Origin of the sequence: Pelomonas sp. Root1444, from assembly GCF_001426885.1 — a bacterium.
Taxonomy (GTDB): Bacteria; Pseudomonadota; Gammaproteobacteria; order Burkholderiales; family Burkholderiaceae_C; genus Pelomonas.
Genome location: NZ_LMFP01000008.1, coordinates 212,699 through 230,263, shown reverse-complemented (window position 1 = coordinate 230,263; position 17,565 = coordinate 212,699). Strand labels below are relative to the sequence as shown.

Below are 17,565 nucleotides of genomic sequence, written 5' to 3'. Positions count from 1 at the left end.
CAGGCCTCGCAGCACTGAACCTTCCGGGCCGAACGCTGGGCCGCTCCCAAGGCGGGTCGGCGGGCGATGTGCTTGCGGCTGAATGCCACAAGCATCGCCGTCTCCCCTGGGGGACCGACTGGACCTGCCGGCTTTCAGCCGGTGCAGGGCCGGGCGAGGGGCTTCATTTCAGCTGCGGTAGTCGGCGTTGATGGTGACGTAGTCGTGGCTGAGGTCGCAGGTCCACACCGTCGTGGTCGCCGTGCCGCGGTTCAAGCCGACACGGATGGTGATCTCGCTCTGCTTCATGACGCGCTGCCCGTCTTCCTCGCGGTACTCCGGCCGGCGGCCGCCGCGGGTGACGACATGGACGTCGTCCAGGTGCAGGTCGATCAGGCCCTGGTCGAGGTCGCCGATGCCGGCATAGCCGACGGCGGCGAGGATGCGGCCCAGGTTGGGGTCGCTCGCGAAGAACGCCGTCTTGACCAGCGGCGAGTGCGCGATGGCGTAGGCGGCCAGCTTGCACTCCGCCTCGTCACGGCCGCCTTCGACGGTCACGGCGATGAACTTGGTCGCGCCTTCGCCGTCGCGGACGATGGCCTGGGCCAGTTCCTGCGCCACGGCGACCAGCGCATCGCGCAGCGTGGCCGCATCGGCGCTGTCCAGCGACGTGATCTCGGCATGCTGCGCCTTGCGGCTGGCGATCAGCATGAAGCAGTCGTTGGTGGACGTGTCGCCGTCGATGGTGATGCGGTTGAAGGACGCGTCGGCGGCCTGCTTGACCAGCGGCTGCAGCAGCGCCGGGGCGATGTTGGCGTCGGTGGCGACGAAGCCCAGCATGGTGGCCATGTTCGGCCGGATCATGCCGGCGCCCTTGGAGATGCCGGTCAGCGTGACCGGCACGCCGCCGATCTGGATGCGGCGCGACGCGGCCTTGGGCAGCGTGTCCGTCGTCATGATGCCGGCGGCGGCCTCGGCCCAGCCGTCGTCGCGCAGCGCCGCCAGCGCACCCGGCAGGCCGGCGGCGATGCGGTCGACGGGCAGCGTCTCCATGATGACGCCGGTGGAGAACGGCAGGACCTGCTGCGGCTGGCAGCCGATCAGGTCGGCCAGCGCCTGGCAGGTCTGGCGCGCGCGGGCCAGGCCGTCGGCGCCGGTGCCGGCGTTGGCATTGCCGGTGTTGATGACCAGCGCACGGACGGCGGCGCCCGCGGCCAGGTGCTCGCGGCAGACCTGCACCGGCGCGGCGCAGAAGCGGTTGGTCGTGAACACACCGGCCACGGCGGCACCCTCTTCCAGCGCGATGACGCTGAGATCGCGCCGGTTGGCCTTGCGCACGCCGGCCATCGTCACGCCGAGGCGCACGCCCGGCACGGGCAACAGGGAGGCGGGATCGGGGGCGATGAGATTGACGGGCATGGCGCGCTCGGAAGTCAGGGAAAGCGCGGGGATTCTAAGAAGCGAAAAAGGCTCCCGAAGGAGCCTTTGCAAAGGAATGCTGCGATCAGCGCGAACGGCGGCGCATGCTGACCAGCGCACCGGCGAGGGCCAGGCCCGCAAGGGCCAGGCTGGCCGGCTCGGGCAACTCGCCGACGGCTTCCAGATTGACGCCACCGCTGTAGCTGAAGCTGTTGAAGCGCGCCTGTTCCGCGCTCTGCTGCACGCCGGGGTCGCCAGCAACGCCTTCCACGAAGAAGAGAAAGTCGCCCTTCGCTTCGAAAGGCTGCACATCGCCGTACGTGAATCGGGTGCCGAACAGATCGTCGATTTCGAAGGTCAGTTCCGAACCGTTGACGCCCACGAAGCCAGCGCGGGCGAAGGTGATGCCCTGGTTGGCCCAGAGGGACAGGTCGGCGCTGGTCTCCAGCCAGGCATTGAGGCGCGCCAGACCGTTGAAATGGATCAGGAACTCGTCGCGGAAGAATCCGGCCTGGCTGTGTGTAACCAGCGCCGAACCGGCCTGGGTGCTGAGGCCGGCGGAGTAGCCGGTGCCTTGCGCTTCCAGCGTGAGCGGGTGCGGGGCGGCATGGGCGCTCTGGACGGCGATGGCGAGCAACGCCGAGGTGAGGATGGTCTTGATCGACATGAGGTTGCGGGCCATTGGGGGATTCAGGCGCTGCGGCGGCGACGGGCGACGAAAGCGACGGCGGCGAGGCCGGCGGCGAACAGGGCGTAGGTCTGCGGCTCGGGAACCGGCGAAGTGGGCGTGACGCGAAAACTGGCGCTGTAGGTGCCGACGCTGCTGCCGTTGTGGCCGGCCACCAGCGTGCCTTTGACGACCAGCGTCAGGGCGCCGTTGAAGCTGCTCGCCGGCAAAGCGTAAAGCTCACGGCCGTCGGGATTGCCGCGATAGGCGATCAGGCTCTGGCTGAAGCTTGCACCGTTCAGCGTGACGCTGGAGATGTCTATGTCGGAGCTGCCCGAGTTCAGGATCAGCGTGCTGAGCGCGCCATTGACGGAGCTCGGACCGTTGTATCCGGTCAGCGTGTAGATGTCTTCGAAGCTGCCGGCGGTGCTGATGGTGTGCGAGATGCCGGCAGAGAGCGTGCCGCCCGTCGAGCCGATCAAGTCCACGACGATGGGGGTGCTGGCCTGGGCGGCGCCGGTAAACAGCGCGGCGAGGGCGACGGAGGCGGCAATCGACGTTTTCATTGTTGGCTTTCTGGTTCTCTATCGGGGTCTACCCGGGTTTCGCCGGGGAATGGACTGCACTCTAGGGGGGTGACGAGCCGCCGAGCACCCCCCATGCACGTGGCGGACGGGGCGTCATGTGCTCAAACGCACGGTTTTCCCCCTGGATGGGTGGGGCAAACGAGGGCCGCCGCCCCATGAAAACGGGCCGGCAATGCCGGCCCGTGAGCATTCACGCCTGGTGAATCAGGCCAGCTTGCCGTGGCAGTTCTTGAACTTCTTGCCGCTGCCGCAGGGGCAGGGATCGTTGCGGCCGACATGGCCGTACTGCTCCAGCAGCGTCGCGGGATCAACCTCCTGGCTGACGGAGCCGTCCTCGTTGGGGTGCTGGTAGGTCACGTTGGACACGGCTTCGGCACGGCGCTCGATGGCCTCGGCAGCCAGGTCGGCCTCTTCCTGGCTTTGGATGCGCACGTTCAGCAGCGTGCGGGTGACTTCCATCTTCACGACGTCCAGCAGCTGCGAGAACAGCTCGAAGGCTTCGCGCTTGTATTCCTGCTTGGGGTTCTTCTGGGCGTAGCCGCGCAGGTGGATGCCCTGGCGCAGATAGTCCAGCGCGGCCAGGTGCTCGCGCCAGCGCTGGTCGATGCTCTGCAGAAGCACCATGCGCATGAAGGGGTTGAACTGCTCGATGCCAACGCGTTCCAGCTTGCTCTCGAAGAGCTGGTCCCCGGCCTTGATGACGGCCTCGACGATCTCGTCGTCGGTGATGGAGTCGCTCTTCTTGACCAGCTCGGTCAGCGACAGATCGATCTGCCATTCGGCTTGCAGCACCTGCTCAAGGCCCGGCAGGTCCCACTGCTCCTCCACGCTTTCGGCCGGCACATAGGTGCGCACCACATCGGTCAGCGTCGAGGCTCGCAGGGAGGCGATCTGCGCCACCAGACCCTCGGCTTCGAGGATGTCGTTGCGCTGCTGGTAGATGACCTTGCGCTGGTCGTTCGACACGTCGTCGTACTCGAGCAGCTGCTTGCGGATGTCGAAGTTGCGCGCCTCGACCTTGCGCTGGGCGCCTTCGATGCTGCGCGTGACGATGCCCGCCTCGATGGCCTCGCCCTCGGGCATCTTCAGCCGGTCCATGATGGCGCGCACGCGCTCGCCGGCAAAGATGCGCATCAGCTGGTCGTCCAGCGACAGGTAGAAGCGCGAGCTGCCCGGGTCGCCCTGGCGGCCGGCACGGCCACGCAGCTGGTTGTCGATGCGGCGGCTCTCATGCCGCTCGGTCGCGATGATGCGCAGGCCGCCCTCGGCCTTGACCTTGTCGTGCAGGCCCTGCCACTCGTCCTTGAGCTGCTGGATGCGACGGGCCTTCTCGTCGGCGGGAATCGTCTCGTCGGCCTCGATGAACTTGACCTGGTTCTCGACGTTGCCACCCAGCACGATGTCGGTGCCGCGGCCGGCCATGTTGGTGGCGATGGTGATGACGCCCGGACGGCCGGCCTGGGCGACGATCTGCGCCTCCTTCTCGTGCTGCTTGGCATTCAGCACGTTGTGCGGCAGCCCGGCCTGCTTGAGCAGGTTGGAGATCAGCTCCGAGTTCTCGATGGACGTCGTGCCCACCAGCACCGGCTGGCCACGGGTGTGGCAGGCGCGGATGTCCTCGATGACGGCGGCGTACTTTTCCTTGTCGGTCTTGTAGACCAGGTCCAGCTCGTCCTTGCGGATGGTCGGGCGGTTCGGCGGGATGACGACGGTCTCGAGGCCGTAGATCTCCTGGAACTCATAGGCCTCGGTGTCGGCCGTGCCCGTCATGCCGGACAGCTTGCCGTACATGCGGAAGTAGTTCTGGAAGGTGATCGAGGCCATCGTCTGGTTCTCGGCCTGGATCTGCACGCCTTCCTTGGCCTCGACGGCCTGGTGCAGGCCATCGCTCCAGCGGCGGCCCGACATCAGGCGGCCGGTGAACTCGTCGACGATGATGACCTCGCCGTTCTGCACGACGTAGCTCTGGTCCTTGTGATAGACGTGGTGGGCCCGCAGCGCAGCATTCAGGTGATGCATCAGCGTGATGTTGGCCGCGTCGTACAGGCTCGCGCCCTCGGCGATCAGGCCGGCCTGCGCGAGCAGGCGCTCGGCGTTCTCGTGGCCTTCTTCGGTCAGGTGAATCTGGTGCGACTTCTCGTCCACCGTGAAGTCGCCGGGCTCGATGACACCCTCGCCGGTGCGCGGGTCCAGCTCGCCGATCTGCTTCTTCAGGCCGGGGACGATGGCGTTGATCTTCAGGTAGACGTCGGTGTGGTCGTCGGCCTGGCCCGAGATGATCAGCGGCGTGCGCGCCTCGTCGATGAGGATGGAGTCCACCTCGTCGACGATGGCGTAGGACAGCCCGCGCTGCACGCGGTCGGCCGTCTCGTAGACCATGTTGTCGCGCAGGTAGTCGAAGCCGTACTCGTTGTTGGTGCCGTAGGTCACGTCGGCGGCGTAGGCGGCCTGCTTCTGCTCGCGCGGCATCTGCGGCAGGTTGATGCCGACCGTGAGGCCCAGGAAGGTGTAGAGCTTGCCCATCCACTCCGCGTCGCGGCGCGCGAGGTAGTCGTTCACCGTGACGACGTGGACGCCCTTGCCCGTCAGCGCGTTCAGGTAGACCGGCAGCGTCGCCATCAGCGTCTTGCCTTCGCCCGTGCGCATCTCGGCGACCTTGCCGGCATTCAGCACCATGCCGCCGATCAGCTGCACGTCGAAGTGGCGCATCTTCAGCGCCCGCTTGCTGCCTTCGCGGCAGACGGCGAAAGCCTCGGGCAGGATGTCGTCGACGGTCTCGCCGGCGGTGATGCGCTGCTTGAACTCGGCCGTCTGCGCGCGCAATTCGTCGTCGGTCAATGCCTCGTACTTCGGCTCCAGCGCATTGATCTGCTGCACGGTGCGGCGGTACTGCTTGAGCAAGCGCTCGTTGCGGCTACCGAAAATCGAGGTGAGAAGCTTGGGCAACATGCTGCGAGGAATGAGGGCTGGGCGGGCGCCGGCAGGGCCGACGGGACGCGCGAAGCTGGGGGCAGGAGGAGGCAATGCAAGGCGGGTTTGCCCGGCCGCGCAAAACGGCGCAGTTTAGCAGCGGGCCTTTGGGCGGGCGGCCCCGCGACCGCACGGCTGACTACACTGCGCCCATGTCCTCGGCGCCTCGCTATCTCGCCCCGAAAACGCTGCGCGCCAGCGTGCCGGACCCGATGCCCATGGCGCAGGCGCTGCGTGCCCACGAGGGCCTGGTGCGCCTGGGCGAACGGCTGGAGGCCTCGCGGCGCCGGTTGCGCGTCATCACACCGGCGCTGCCGGGCAACCTGATCGCGAGCGTCCAGCCGGGCCCGCTGGACGAGGAAGGCTGGAGCCTGCTGGTCGCCAACGCAGCAGTCGCCGCCAAGCTGCGCCATCTGCTGCCACGTCTGGAAGCGCTGCTGGCGCAGGCAGGGCTGCCGGGACGCATTCGCATCAAGCTGGCTCAGAAATGAAAAAACCCCGCCGCCGTGAGGCGTTGGGGTTTTTGTGAGACCTACCGCGAGCAGCAGTAGGTCGCTTGTTGGTGCCGGCTATCGGATTCGAACTGATGACCTACCGCTTACAAGGCGGTTGCTCTACCAACTGAGCTAAGCCGGCGAAAACAGGAGGCGGATTCTAGACGGTCGCCGCACGCGCTCGCGCGCGGCGTTCGCTATTTCACCCGCTTGAGCGTTGGCCGCGGGCCACCGCCCGGCGTGTCCGGCGGCGTGGGCGCGTCATCGCCCTCGTCGTCTTCCGTCTCGCTGGCCAGACGCAAGCCGCTGCGGCGCGGGTCCGCCGGCGCCGGCACGCTGGGCACCGCGTCGCCCTCGCCCAGCGGCTCCGGCGCGGGGAAGGCCATGCCCTGGCCGTTCTCGCGGGCGTAGATCGCCACGACATGGTCCACCGGCACGACGATCTCGCGGGCCACACCACCGAAGCGGGCCTTGAACTGGATGAACTCGTTGCCGAGGTCCAGCCCGCTGGTCGCATCGAAACCGATGTTCAGCACGATCTCGTTGTTGGACACGTACTCCATCGGCACCTGCACCGAGCGGTCGACGTGGACCGCGACATAGGGCGTGAAGCCGTTGTCCGTGCACCAGTCATGCAACGCGCGGATCAGGTAGGGGCGGGTGGACGTGCCGTTGCCCGCACCACCGGAGGCCGAGGTCGGGTCCATCAGCGGCGCATGACCTTTTCCGAGGGCGTCAGCGCCTCGATGTAGGCCGGGCGGCTGAAGATGCGCTCGGCGTACTTCAGCAGCGGCAGCGCGTTCTTGGACATGTCGATGCCGTAGTAGTCCAGGCGCCACAGCAGCGGCGCGATGGCGACGTCGAGCATCGAGAAGTCGTCGCCCAGCATGTACTTGTTCTTCAGGAAGATCGGCGCGAGCTGGGTCAGGCGGTCACGGATCTGCGCGCGGGCCTTTTCGAGCTGCTTGTCGGTCGCCTTGGTCGTCGTGCCGCGGCCTTCAAGGATGTTCACGTGAGCGAACAGCTCCTTCTCGAAGTTCAGCAGGAACAGCCGCACGCGGGCGCGTGCCACCGGGTCGCCGGGCATCAGCTGCGGGTGCGGAAAGCGCTCGTCGATGTACTCGTTGATGATGTGCGATTCGTACAGGATGAGGTCGCGCTCGACGAGGATGGGCACCTCGTTGTACGGGTTCATCAATGCGATGTCTTCGGGCTTCGCGAACAGGTCAACGTCACGGATTTCGAAGTCCATGCCTTTCTCGAACAGCACGAAGCGGCAGCGGTGCGAGTAGGGGTCGGTGGTGCCGGAGTAAAGGACCATCATGGCTTGGGCTCCCGAGGGGTCAGTCAATCAAAAGCGCGCGGCGGCTGGCCGCGCCGAAAAAGCAAACGCAGTGGGTGGCCGAAGCGCGCCCCACTGCGTGGTTCGGCGCCGCTTTGAGACAGCGCCGGGATGGACGGGCTTACTTCACGTCCTTCCAATACGAGGCGTTCAAACGCCACGCGAACACGGTCAGGCAGCCGAGGAAGATCAGCACGATGACGCCCAGTTGGAAGCGCTGCGCCTGCGCCGGCTCGCCCATCCACTGCAGGTAGGCGACCAGGTCGGCCACGGCTTCGTCGTACTGACGTTCGTTCAGCGTGCCGGGCGTCACCTGCTGGTAGCCGGCGAAGACATGGGTCTTCTTCTCGTGGTCGTGCGGGTCGGCGACTTCCTCGAACTTGGCGACACGCTGGCCTTGCAGTTCCCACATCACATGCGGCATCGCGACGCTCGGGAAGGCCAGGTTGTTCCAGCCCGTCGCCTTGGTGTCGTCGCGGTAGAAGTTCCGCATGTAGGTGTAGAGATAGTCCGCGCCCGAACCCTTGGCACCGTCGGCACGCGAGCGCGCGATGACGGTCAGGTCGGGCGGATTGGCGCCGAAGAAGGCCTTGGCGTCCTTCGCGTCCAGGCTGACCTTCATGGTCTCGCCCACCTTGTCCGCCGCGAACAGCAGGTTGTTCTTGATGTCGGTCTCGGACAGGCCGATGTCGCGCATGCGGTTGTAGCGCATGTAGGCGGCCGAGTGGCAGTTCAGGCAGTAGTTGACGAACAGCTTGGCGCCGTTTTGCAGCGCGGCCATGTCCGACATCTTGTCCTTGGGGAACTTGTCCCACTCGATGCCGCCGCTGGAAGCGTGCGCGGCGCCGGCCAGGCCCAGCGTGGCCAGCAGGATTGCGATCAGCTTTTTCATTGGTGTTCTTGCTCCGCGGCTCAGTGGGCGTGGAAGGTCACACGGTCCGGCACCGGCTTGGGTGTGCCGATGCGGCTCCACCACGGCATCAGCAGGAAGAAGCCGAAGTAGAACAACGTGCCGGCCTGTGCAACCAGCGTGCCCAGGTCGCTGGGCGGCTGGATGCCCAGGTAGCCCAGGATCAGGAACAGCACGACGAAGACGGCGTACAGGTACTTGTGCCAATCGGGGCGGTAGCGGATCGACTTGACCGGGCTGTGGTCCAGCCAGGGCAGGAAGAACAGGATGATGACCGCGCCGCCCATGACGACCACGCCCCAGAACTTGGCGTCGAAGACCTTGAGCAGGAAGATCAACACGGCTGCGCCGACCAGCAGGGCCACCTTGGCAGCGCCGCCGAACTTGCCCTTCAGGAAGCTCACCAGCGCCGCGATGCCGATGACGCCGCACAGCACGTTGACCATGGGGTCGGTCGTGGCGCGCAGCATCGAGTAGAACGGCGTGAAGTACCAGACCGGCGCGATGTGGGCCGGCGTCTTCAGCGGGTCGGCCGGGATGAAGTTGTTGTACTCCAGGAAGTAACCACCCAACTCCGGCGCGAAGAAGAGGATCGCCGTGAACGCCATCAGGAACAGGCAGACGCCGTAGATGTCGTGCACCGTGTAGAACGGGTGGAAGGGCACGCCGTCCAGCGGGCGGCCTTGCGCGTCCTTGGGACCCTTCTTGATTTCGACGCCGTCGGGGTTGTTGGAGCCGACATCGTGCAGCGCCAGCAGGTGGGCCACGACCAGACCCAGCAGCACCAGCGGCACGGCGATGACGTGGAAGCTGAAGAAGCGGTTCAGCGTCGCATCGCCGACGACGTAGTCGCCACGGATCATCAGCGCCAGGTCCGGGCCGACCAGCGGCACGGCGGCGAACAGGTTCACGATGACCTGGGCGCCCCAATAGGACATCTGGCCCCAGGGCAGCAGGTAGCCCATGAAAGCTTCGGCCATCAGGCACAGGAAGATCGCGCAGCCGAAGATCCAGACCAGCTCGCGCGGCTTGCGGTAGCTGCCGTAGATGAGGCCGCGGAACATGTGCAGGTAGACGACCACGAAGAAGGCCGAGGCGCCGGTGCTATGCATGTAGCGGATCAGCCAGCCCCAGGGCACATCGCGCATGATGTACTCGACCGACGCGAAGGCCAGGCCCGCATCCGGCTTGTAGTGCATCACCAGGAAAATGCCCGTGACGATCTGGATCACGAGCACCAGCAGCGCCAGCGAGCCGAAGATGTACCACCAGTTGAAGTTCTTCGGCGCGTAGTACTCCGACATGTGGACCTTGTAGGCGTCGAACGCGGTCGGGAACCGGTTCTCCAGCCAGGTCATGGTCTTCACACCTGCCGAGGCGCCCGCGGGAGCTTCCTTGAATTCAGCCATGTCTCGTCCCGTTGTTCTCGTTAGGCCTTCTTGTCTTCGCCAATCAGCAGCTTGGCGTCGGACAGGTACATGTGCGGCGGCACCTCGAGGTTGTCGGGCGCGGGCTTGTTCTTGAAAACGCGGCCGGCCATGTCGAAGGTCGAGCCGTGGCAGGGGCACAGGAAGCCGCCGGTCCAGTCGTCGGGCAGCGAAGGCTGCGGGCCGGCGGCGAACTTGTCGCTCGGCGAGCAGCCCAGGTGCGAGCAGATGCCCACGGCGACGAAATATTCCGGCTTGATCGAGCGGTACTCGTTCTTGGCGTAGTCGGGGGTCGGGTAAGCCTTGCGATCCGACTTGGGGTCGGCCAGTTGGCCGTCGATCTTCTTGAGGGCCTCGAGCTGCTCCGGCGTGCGACGCACGATCCAGACCGGCTTGCCACGCCATTCGACGGTCAGCTTCTCGCCGGGCTTGATGCCGGAGATGTCGACCTCGACGGGGGCACCGGCGGCCTTGGCACGCTCGCTCGGCGCAAAAGTGCTGACGAAGGGCACGGCAGTCGCGACGCCACCAACGGCGCCGGCGCAACCGGTTGCAATCAACCAGGTACGCTTGCCTTGGTCCACTTGCTGGTCACTCATGAGGGTCCTCTAAAGAGACTTCTGATCGGGGCAGCCCAGGATTCTAGCGGACGCTTACTCCGGCCCCACCGGTGCCGGCCGGGATGCCGGACGCAGGTTTACCCGCCTTCTGGCTTTGCCGACTTGGTCGCAACATGCGCGGCAACTACTTTCCAACCTGGAGTGCGCATGAGTTTCTTCTCTGAATTCAGAGAGTTCGCCGTCAAAGGCAATGTCATCGATCTGGCGGTCGGCGTGATCATCGGCGGCGCCTTCGGCAAGATCGTCGACTCGCTGGTGGGCGACGTCATCATGCCGGTGGTCAGCAAGATCTTCGGCGGCCTGGACTTCAGCAACTACTTCATCCCGCTGGCCGGCCAGACGGCCGCGACGCTGGCCGAGGCCAAGAAGGAAGGCGCGGTGCTGGCCTATGGCAGCTTCATCACCGTGTCGCTGAACTTCATGATCCTGGCCTTCGTCATCTTCCTGATGATCAAGCAGATCAACCGCCTCAAGCGCGCCGAGCCGGCGCCTGCCGAGCCCGCGGCCACGCCCGAGGACATCCAGTTGCTGCGCGAGATCCGCGATTCGCTGAAGCGGTAAGCGGTTTTCCCCTCATCAGCCCGGTAAGCAATGGTTACCGGGCTTTTTTTTGCCACGGATTTGGCAACTCGCTGAAAACTTGGGGAAGTGCCAAGCGCGATACTTTCAGGCCGCTTGTGGCACCCACTTGATGAACGCGCCCGAGATACGCCTGAATCCGCACCTCGAAGCCTCGCTGACCCGCATCCGCCTCGCGGGCGAGCAGGCGGCAGAGCGCTGCGCGGAAGGCTTGGGGTTGTCGGCGCTGTCCGCCGGCCAGGCCAAGAAGCGCAACGCTTTGCTGGCTGCGCAATTCGTGTTCCGGCAGCAGCAGGGCGTGTTCTCCCAACACTTCCTCAGCAGCCTGCGCCGCCAGGTCATCGCCGAACAATCTGATACCAAGCCCGTTGCGGCGCCCGCAGCCAAAAAGGCCTGGAACGAGCTGTCGCTGATGGATGACGACCAGGTCAACAACCTGGTCGCGGCCGATCGCATTGGCTTGGCCGTCGGCCACCATTGCGAATGGGAACTGCGCGAGGTCGAGTCCTATGTGGCCGGCGTCCAGATCGGCGAGCGCAATCCGCTGCGGCCGGAGCTGATCGGCCAGGCGCTGCTGGATGGCGTCCAGGCCATCACCGATGACCCGCTGGTGCGCCAGACGCTGACCGACGAGTTGACGCGCTCGCTGGCCCAGGAAATGCGCGCCTGCTATGCCGACATCGCCGAGCTGCTGCGCTCGCGCGGCCTGCGCCCGCAGGATCTGCGCGTGCGCGGGACCCCGGACGGCGGCGCGTCGCGCGTTGGCGGCTTCAGCGGCAGCAGCCAGCAGGGCGAGTTCGACTCCAGCCATGGCGGCATGTCGACCCGCAACAGCGCTTTCGGCGGCCCTGGCGGCTTGGCCCAGCCGAGTGGCCGCGGTGGGTTCGGCGGCAGTGGACGCAGTGGCTATGGCCGTGTCGGCGCCGGCAGCTTCGGCCCTGTCGACCCGCAGATGATGAACCTGCTGCGCCGCCTGGCGCAGGCCCCCGTCGCCTATGACGGCTACGACAACGGCCTTTCCAGCCGCATGGGACTGGATACGCTCACCGGCGAACCCAGCGCCTGGGGCCAGATGCCGCTGCCGGCGAACCTGATCCACCAGCACCGCGACGAGCTGCGCCAGGCCGCCACGGGCCGGCTGGACCACATGGTCATCGACGTCATCGGCAGCCTGTTCGACCAGATCCTGTCGGACCCCAAGGTGCCGCCGCAGATGGCGCGCCTGCTCGCGCGACTGCAGCTGCCGGTGCTGCGCGTGGCGCTGAGCGACGAAACCTTCTTCTCGTCGCGCCGCCATCCGGTGCGCCAGTTCGTCAACCGCCTGGGCTCGCTGGCCTGCGCCTTCGACGACTTCAGCGACGACCCCGGTCGCGCCTTCCTCGCCCATGTGCGCGACCTGGTGCAGGACGTGGCCCAAGGCGATTTCGACCGCATGGACGTCTACACGGCCAAGCTGGACGACCTCGAAGGCTTCATCGCCGAGCAGACCCGCGTCACGCTGAAGGCCTCCGGCGACGCCGCCGCCGTCGTCGAGCGCCGCGAAACCGACCTGCGCCTGCAACAGCGCTATGCGCTGCAGCTGCAGCAGCAGCTGGCCAAGGTGCCGATGCAGGATTTCCTGCGCAACTTCCTCGCCCAGGTCTGGAGCCAGGCCATCGTGGTGGCGTCGCGCGAGGGCGCCCCGGAGCGCGCCCTGCGGCTGCGCACGCTGGGCCGCAGCCTGGTGATGAGCGTGCAGCCCAAGGGGGGCACGGCAGCCCGCGCCGATTTCCTGCGCGAGCTGCCTCATTTGATGCGCACGCTCAACGAGGGGCTGGACCTGATCCGCTGGCCGGACGGCCCGCGCAAGGACTTCTTCGGCGCGCTGCTGCCGGCGCACGCGGAATCACTGAAGGGCCAGGCGCCCAGCGCGCTGGACACCAACCTGCTCATCAAGCAGCTCGACCAGATCTTCGGCGTCGCGCCACCGGCCGAGGCCGACCTCGCCAGGCCGATGGCCGGCGAAACCCTTCCTGCCGACCTTGACGCCAGCCAGCGTCTGACGCCGGCCGAGGCCAAGAGCCTGGGCCTGGTCGAGGACACTGGCGTCGACTGGAAGGGCGAGCTCGACCTGGACCTGTCCGGCAACGACGTGGCGACCGCGCCGCTGGAGGCCGTCGACATCTCCATCGACGGCCTGCCCGCCGCCGAGAGCGCGCCCGAACCGAGCAGCGGCGCGCTGCTGGTGGAGAACATGCAGCTCGGCTTCGCCTACCAGATGCACACCGGCGACGAGTGGCAGAAGATGCGCCTGGCCCATATCAGCGCGGGCCGCAGCTTCTTCATCTTCACCCACGGCAACCGCCACCAGGAAACGGTGACCATGACGGCCCGCATGCTGAGGAAGCTCTGCGAGGCCGGCCGCATGCGCGCCTTCGAGCAGGCCTACCTGCTGGAACGCGCGACCGCCCGCACGCGCGCGCAACTGGCGGCGCTGTCTACGCCGCGCTGACCGAAGCCGTCAACCGGCGCGCCATCGCCAGCGCCGCCCCCAGGCTGGCGGGGTCGGCCACGCCGCGGCCCGCGATGTCGAAGGCCGTGCCATGGTCGGGGCTGGTGCGCACGAAGGGCAGGCCCAGCGTGACGTTCACGCCCTTCTCCACGCCCAGGTACTTGACCGGGATGAGGCCGTGGTCATGCGTCATCGCGACGACGACATCGAACTCGCCGCGGCGCGCGCGCATGAAGACGGTGTCGGGCGCATAGGGGCCGCTGGCGTCCCAGCCTTCGGCCCGCGCATCGGCAATCGCTGGCGCGATGTGATGGATCTCCTCGTCGCCGAACAGCCCCCCCTCACCCGCATGCGGGTTTAGGCCGGCCACGGCGATGCGCGGCGCCGCGACGCCCATGCGCTGCAGCGCCGCGCCGGTGATGCGCAGCGTCTCCAGCACCGCCTCCCGGGTCACGCGGTCTATCGCCTCGCGCAGCGAGCAATGGATGGTGACGAGCACCGTGCGCAGCTCCTCGTTGGCCAGCATCATGCGCACCGGCACGCCGCCTGCCAGCGCTTGCAGCATCTCGGTGTGGCCCGGATAGGGCGACCCGGCCGCGTGCAAGGCCTCCTTGTGGATGGGGGCCGTGACGAGCGCCCCCGCCTGCCCCGCCTGGATCAGCCCGACCGCCGCCTCGATGCACAGCGCCGCCGCGGCGCCAGCGCGCGCGTCGACCCGCCCCAGCGGCGCCGTTGAGAGGTCGGCCGGCAGCGCAGCGGGCTGCCACACCGGCAGGCAGCGCGGCGGCACGCGACCCGCATCCGCGACCGACGCCAACTGCGCGACGGCCAGCCCGCCGCCGGTCGCCGCGATGGCCCGCCGCAGCACGGCGACATCACCGACCACGACCGCATCCATCGGCGCCTCGCGCCGCCACAGGCTGGCGATGATCTCCGGGCCTATGCCGCAGGCATCGCCCATGCTGATGACGAGAGGGGGTGCGGGTGACGGGTCCGGGGTCATGGGGCATTCTTCCATCAGCCCGCGTCCGACAGAATCGGGCCATGAACGACAAGCGCTTCTACCCCATCGGCACCCCCGGCGAGCCCTGGGGCCCAGCGGAAGTCGCCGCATGGCGCGCCCGCGTGACCCGGCAGCGCAGCTACGCGGACGACGTGCTGCGCGCCATCGAGCCGCTGCGGCAGGCCTTCGACGTGGCCGAGTACGGCGCGCTGGACAACGACGACGGGCATTTCCCGCTGCTGGCGATCCGCAGCCGGCCGTGGAACGACGCACTGCCCATCCTGGTCGTGACGGGCGGCGTGCACGGCTATGAAACCAGCGGCGTGCTGGGTGCCCTGCAGTTCGTCGCCGAGCACGGGCTGGCGCAGGCCGGCCGCGCGAACCTGCTGGTCGTGCCCTGCGTCAGCCCGTGGTCCTACGAGCGGGTGCAGCGCTGGAACCGCGACGCGCAGGACCCCAACCGCAATTTCCGCGACGGCAGCCCCGTGCCGGAAGCCGCGGCGCTGGTGGCGCTGCTCGCGCCGCTGCGCGGCCGGGTGCTGATGCACATCGACCTGCACGAGACGACGGACTCGGACGAGTCGGAGTTCCGCCCCGCGCTGGCGGCGCGCGACGGCGAGGCGTTCGTGCCGGACACGGTGCCCGACGGCTTCTATCTGGTGGACGACGTCGACCGCCCGCAGCCGGCTTTCCAGCGCGCCGTCATCGACGCCGTCGCCCGCGTCACGCACATCGCACCGGCCGACGCGAATGGGCAGATCATCGGCACACCGCTGCAATCGCCGGGCGTCATCAGTTTTGCAGTCGCCAAGCGTCACCTGTGTGCAGCCATCACCGGGGCGCGCTTCAGCACCACCACCGAGGTCTACCCAGACAGCCCGCGAACGGCGCCGCAGGCCTGCGTACTGGCCCAGGTCACCGCCGTGCGCGCCGCCATCTCGCACGCACTGGCCCATGCCTAGGCCGGGTTGTCGACGTCGATGAACTGCCAGCTCAAACCCAGCTCGGCCGCGACGCGCTCGCCCACGCCCTGCACGCCGTAGCGCTCGGTGGCATGGTGGCCGGCGGCAATGAAAGCGACGCCGGTCTCGCGGGCGTAGTGGGCCTGCGGTTCGGATATCTCCCCGGTCACGAAAACATCGGCGCCGGCCGCGATGGCCGCCTCGAAATAGCCCTGGGCACCGCCCGAGCACCAGGCCACGCGTCGCAGCGGCCGGCCGTCGCCTGCGACGCAGACAGGGTCGCGGCCGGTCAAGGCGCGCAGTTGCGTGGCCAGCGTGGCCAAGGTCGTCGGCGCTGTGCTGCCGATGAAGCCCAGCTCCTGGTCACCGAAGCGGCCGTCGGCCGCCCAGCCCAGGCGCGCGCCGAACTGGGCGTTGTTGCCGAATTCGGGGTGGGCGTCCAGCGGCAGGTGGTAGGCGAACAGGTTGATGTCGTGCTGGATGAGGCGCGCCAGGCGCTGCTTCATCCAGCCGGTCACGCGGCCGTCCTGCCCGCGCCAGAACAGGCCATGGTGGACGAGGATGGCGTCGGCGCCCACCGCGATGGCGGCGTCGATCAAGGCCAGGCTCGCGGTGACCCCGCAGACGAGCCGGCGGACCTCGGCGCGGCCCTCGACCTGCAGACCGTTCGGCCCATAATCCTTGAACCGTGCGGGCTCCAGCCACTGGTTCAGTCGGAGTTCCAGCGCGGCGCGTTCGGTCATGGCTTGTGAGGTATCGGGTGTTGAAGCGGCTCTGGCTGATTTTCGCGCAGGCGGTGACGGTGATGCTGGCGGCCCTCTTCGTCGTCGCGACCCTCAAGCCGCAATGGCTGCAGCAGTCCCGCTGGCACGAGGCACCCGTCGCCGCCACGGCCCACCAGATCGCCCTGCCCCCGACGCCGCCGGCCTCCGTCGTGCGTGCCGGCTATGCGCAGGCCGCGCGTGCCGCCGCGCCGGCCGTCGTCAGCATCACCGCGAGCAAGGCGCCGCCGCGTTCGGCGGCCCGCGCACGCGATCCCATCTTCGGTTTCCCCTTCGGCCTGCGCCAGCCGCGCGGCAACCCGCAGCTGGGCCTGGGCTCGGGCGTCATCATCTCGGCCGACGGCGTGCTGCTGACAAACAACCACGTGGTGGAGGGCGCCTCCGACATCGAGGTGCAGCTCAGCGACGGCCGCCAGGCCCAGGCCAAGCTGGTCGGCACCGACCCTGAGACCGACATCGCCGTGCTGAAGATCGCCCTGCCCGACCTGCCCGCCATCCGGCTGGGCGATGCGGCGAACCTGCAGGTGGGCGACGTGGTGCTGGCCATTGGCAACCCCTTCAACGTCGGCCAGACGGTGACCTCGGGCATCGTGTCGGCGCTGGGCCGCAACCAGCTCGGCATCAACACCTTCGAGAACTTCATCCAGACCGATGCGGCCATCAACCCGGGCAACTCGGGCGGTGCGCTGGTGGACGCCGATGGCCGGCTGGTGGGCATCAACACGGCCATCTTCTCGCGCAGCGGCGGGTCCCTGGGCATCGGCTTCGCCATCCCCGTCGACGTGGCGCGCCAGGTGGCCACGGCCATCCTGAAGGATGGCGCCGTCGCCCGCGGCTGGATCGGCGTGCAGACGCGCGAGCTGACGCCGGAACTGGCCGAGGCGCTGCGGCTGGGCGACGGGAAATCGCAACTTCGGGGCGTGCTGATCGGCGGCGTGGTCAACGACGCGCCGGCGGCCAAGGCCGGCATCAAGCCGGGGGACGTGCTGACCCGCATCGGCGAGCACACGGTCGCGACGCCGGCCGAGCTGCTCGCCAGCGTTGCGGCGCTCAAGCCCAAGAGTCAGGTCGAGGTGGGCGTGCAGCGCGGCGGCAAGGCGATGAGCTTCCTGCTCGCGGTGGGCCAGCGGCCCAGGCCTCAGCGGCTCAGCGAAGACGAGTGAGCGGTCAGTCGGCGGCGTCGTCCGGCGCCTTGGTGTGGCGCACGAAGTAGGTCGCCGCGAACAGGCCCAGCTCGTACAGCAGGCACATCGGGATCGCCAGCGCGAGCTGAGAGACGATGTCCGGCGGCGTGATGACGGCCGCGACGACGAAGGCGACGACGATGAAGTAG

The 17,565-nt window shown here is 67.8% G+C and carries 16 protein-coding genes, 1 tRNA gene and 1 pseudogene; 5 read left to right on the top strand and 13 right to left on the bottom strand.

The genetic code is table 11. From position 1 onward, the window contains the following. Positions 1-168: 168 nt before the first annotated feature. The 4 genes from argJ to secA form a co-directional block, all read right to left on the bottom strand. A complete protein-coding gene (argJ, locus tag ASD35_RS10855; RefSeq protein ID WP_056874940.1) occupies positions 169-1,398 on the bottom strand; it encodes a bifunctional glutamate N-acetyltransferase/amino-acid acetyltransferase ArgJ in 1,230 nt (409 codons plus the stop codon). A gap of 85 nt (positions 1,399-1,483) precedes the next feature. Continuing rightward, entirely contained in the window at positions 1,484-2,080 is a 597-nt protein-coding gene (locus ASD35_RS10850) for an FxDxF family PEP-CTERM protein (RefSeq protein WP_056874939.1), read from the bottom strand. An 8-nt stretch (positions 2,081-2,088) separates the two neighbouring features. After that, complete coding sequence (locus tag ASD35_RS10845; protein ID WP_056874938.1) at positions 2,089-2,631, bottom strand: FxDxF family PEP-CTERM protein; 543 nt, start codon at positions 2,629-2,631, stop codon at positions 2,089-2,091. Positions 2,632-2,856: 225 nt separating this feature from the next. After that, entirely contained in the window at positions 2,857-5,601 is a 2,745-nt protein-coding gene (gene secA, locus ASD35_RS10840) for a preprotein translocase subunit SecA (RefSeq protein ID WP_056874937.1), read from the bottom strand. 173 nt (positions 5,602-5,774) lie between these two features. Between secA and ASD35_RS10835 the strand changes: the two genes are divergently transcribed. Further along, a complete protein-coding gene (locus ASD35_RS10835; protein ID WP_056874936.1) occupies positions 5,775-6,113 on the top strand; it encodes a hypothetical protein in 339 nt (112 codons plus the stop codon). A gap of 69 nt (positions 6,114-6,182) precedes the next feature. On the opposite strand, the gene ASD35_RS10830 is transcribed toward ASD35_RS10835, so the two are convergent. The 6 genes from ASD35_RS10830 to petA all read right to left on the bottom strand — a co-directional run bounded on the left by ASD35_RS10830 (position 6,183) and on the right by petA (position 10,394). Continuing rightward, positions 6,183-6,258 (bottom strand) — tRNA-Thr (locus tag ASD35_RS10830). 55 nt (positions 6,259-6,313) lie between these two features. Then, complete coding sequence (locus ASD35_RS10825; protein ID WP_056874935.1) at positions 6,314-6,823, bottom strand: ClpXP protease specificity-enhancing factor; 510 nt, start codon at positions 6,821-6,823, stop codon at positions 6,314-6,316. Beyond that, the gene (locus ASD35_RS10820) at positions 6,823-7,440 is read right to left on the bottom strand and encodes a glutathione S-transferase N-terminal domain-containing protein (RefSeq protein WP_056874934.1); all 618 of its coding nucleotides are present in this window, start codon (positions 7,438-7,440) and stop codon (positions 6,823-6,825) included. The genes ASD35_RS10825 and ASD35_RS10820 overlap by 1 nt, the downstream gene beginning before the upstream one ends. Positions 7,441-7,579: 139 nt before the next feature. Next, the gene (locus ASD35_RS10815) at positions 7,580-8,350 is read right to left on the bottom strand and encodes a cytochrome c1 (RefSeq protein ID WP_056874933.1); all 771 of its coding nucleotides are present in this window, start codon (positions 8,348-8,350) and stop codon (positions 7,580-7,582) included. 20 nt (positions 8,351-8,370) lie between these two features. Continuing rightward, entirely contained in the window at positions 8,371-9,777 is a 1,407-nt protein-coding gene (locus tag ASD35_RS10810) for a cytochrome bc complex cytochrome b subunit (RefSeq protein ID WP_056874932.1), read from the bottom strand. Positions 9,778-9,797: 20 nt separating this feature from the next. Continuing rightward, entirely contained in the window at positions 9,798-10,394 is a 597-nt protein-coding gene (gene petA / locus ASD35_RS10805) for a ubiquinol-cytochrome c reductase iron-sulfur subunit (RefSeq protein WP_056874931.1), read from the bottom strand. A 168-nt stretch (positions 10,395-10,562) separates the two neighbouring features. Between petA and mscL the strand changes: the two genes are divergently transcribed. Both mscL and ASD35_RS10795 read left to right on the top strand, forming a co-directional pair. Continuing rightward, on the top strand, positions 10,563-10,976 hold the full coding sequence (mscL, locus tag ASD35_RS10800; protein WP_056874930.1) for a large conductance mechanosensitive channel protein MscL: 414 nt from the start codon (positions 10,563-10,565) through the stop codon (positions 10,974-10,976). Between the two features lie 130 nt (positions 10,977-11,106). Continuing rightward, complete coding sequence (locus ASD35_RS10795; protein ID WP_056874929.1) at positions 11,107-13,485, top strand: DUF1631 family protein; 2,379 nt, start codon at positions 11,107-11,109, stop codon at positions 13,483-13,485. Here the strand turns inward: ASD35_RS10795 and pdxA are convergent. Further along, complete coding sequence (gene pdxA / locus ASD35_RS10790) at positions 13,472-14,488, bottom strand: 4-hydroxythreonine-4-phosphate dehydrogenase PdxA (protein WP_056874928.1); 1,017 nt, start codon at positions 14,486-14,488, stop codon at positions 13,472-13,474. The two genes, ASD35_RS10795 and pdxA, sit on opposite strands and share 14 nt — an antisense overlap. A 41-nt stretch (positions 14,489-14,529) precedes the next feature. On the opposite strand from pdxA, the gene ASD35_RS10785 reads away from it, so the two are divergent. After that, positions 14,530-15,450, top strand: coding sequence for a DUF2817 domain-containing protein (locus ASD35_RS10785; protein ID WP_056874927.1), 921 nt, complete (start codon positions 14,530-14,532; stop codon positions 15,448-15,450). On the opposite strand, the gene ASD35_RS10780 is transcribed toward ASD35_RS10785, so the two are convergent. Next, positions 15,447-16,193, bottom strand: coding sequence for a Nif3-like dinuclear metal center hexameric protein (locus ASD35_RS10780; protein WP_056874926.1), 747 nt, complete (start codon positions 16,191-16,193; stop codon positions 15,447-15,449). The two genes, ASD35_RS10785 and ASD35_RS10780, sit on opposite strands and share 4 nt — an antisense overlap. Before the next feature lie 17 nt (positions 16,194-16,210). On the opposite strand from ASD35_RS10780, the gene ASD35_RS10775 reads away from it, so the two are divergent. Further along, on the top strand, positions 16,211-17,395 hold the full coding sequence (locus ASD35_RS10775; protein ID WP_056874925.1) for a S1C family serine protease: 1,185 nt from the start codon (positions 16,211-16,213) through the stop codon (positions 17,393-17,395). A gap of 4 nt (positions 17,396-17,399) precedes the next feature. Here ASD35_RS10775 and ASD35_RS28000 read toward each other — a convergent pair. Continuing rightward, positions 17,400-17,565 (bottom strand): annotated as a pseudogene (locus tag ASD35_RS28000) (twin-arginine translocase subunit TatC); the annotation flags it as partial.

Coding starts and splice junctions, on each gene's coding strand:
- argJ (WP_056874940.1), bottom strand. CDS start 1,398: ATGCCCGTCAATCTCATCGCCCCCGATCCCGCCTCCCTGTTGCCCGTG.
- ASD35_RS10850 (WP_056874939.1), bottom strand. CDS start 2,080: ATGGCCCGCAACCTCATGTCGATCAAGACCATCCTCACCTCGGCGTTG.
- ASD35_RS10845 (WP_056874938.1), bottom strand. CDS start 2,631: ATGAAAACGTCGATTGCCGCCTCCGTCGCCCTCGCCGCGCTGTTTACC.
- secA (WP_056874937.1), bottom strand. CDS start 5,601: ATGTTGCCCAAGCTTCTCACCTCGATTTTCGGTAGCCGCAACGAGCGC.
- ASD35_RS10835 (WP_056874936.1), top strand. CDS start 5,775: ATGTCCTCGGCGCCTCGCTATCTCGCCCCGAAAACGCTGCGCGCCAGC.
- ASD35_RS10825 (WP_056874935.1), bottom strand. CDS start 6,823: ATGGACCCGACCTCGGCCTCCGGTGGTGCGGGCAACGGCACGTCCACC.
- ASD35_RS10820 (WP_056874934.1), bottom strand. CDS start 7,440: ATGATGGTCCTTTACTCCGGCACCACCGACCCCTACTCGCACCGCTGC.
- ASD35_RS10815 (WP_056874933.1), bottom strand. CDS start 8,350: ATGAAAAAGCTGATCGCAATCCTGCTGGCCACGCTGGGCCTGGCCGGC.
- ASD35_RS10810 (WP_056874932.1), bottom strand. CDS start 9,777: ATGGCTGAATTCAAGGAAGCTCCCGCGGGCGCCTCGGCAGGTGTGAAG.
- petA (WP_056874931.1), bottom strand. CDS start 10,394: ATGAGTGACCAGCAAGTGGACCAAGGCAAGCGTACCTGGTTGATTGCA.
- mscL (WP_056874930.1), top strand. CDS start 10,563: ATGAGTTTCTTCTCTGAATTCAGAGAGTTCGCCGTCAAAGGCAATGTC.
- ASD35_RS10795 (WP_056874929.1), top strand. CDS start 11,107: ATGAACGCGCCCGAGATACGCCTGAATCCGCACCTCGAAGCCTCGCTG.
- pdxA (WP_056874928.1), bottom strand. CDS start 14,488: ATGACCCCGGACCCGTCACCCGCACCCCCTCTCGTCATCAGCATGGGC.
- ASD35_RS10785 (WP_056874927.1), top strand. CDS start 14,530: ATGAACGACAAGCGCTTCTACCCCATCGGCACCCCCGGCGAGCCCTGG.
- ASD35_RS10780 (WP_056874926.1), bottom strand. CDS start 16,193: ATGACCGAACGCGCCGCGCTGGAACTCCGACTGAACCAGTGGCTGGAG.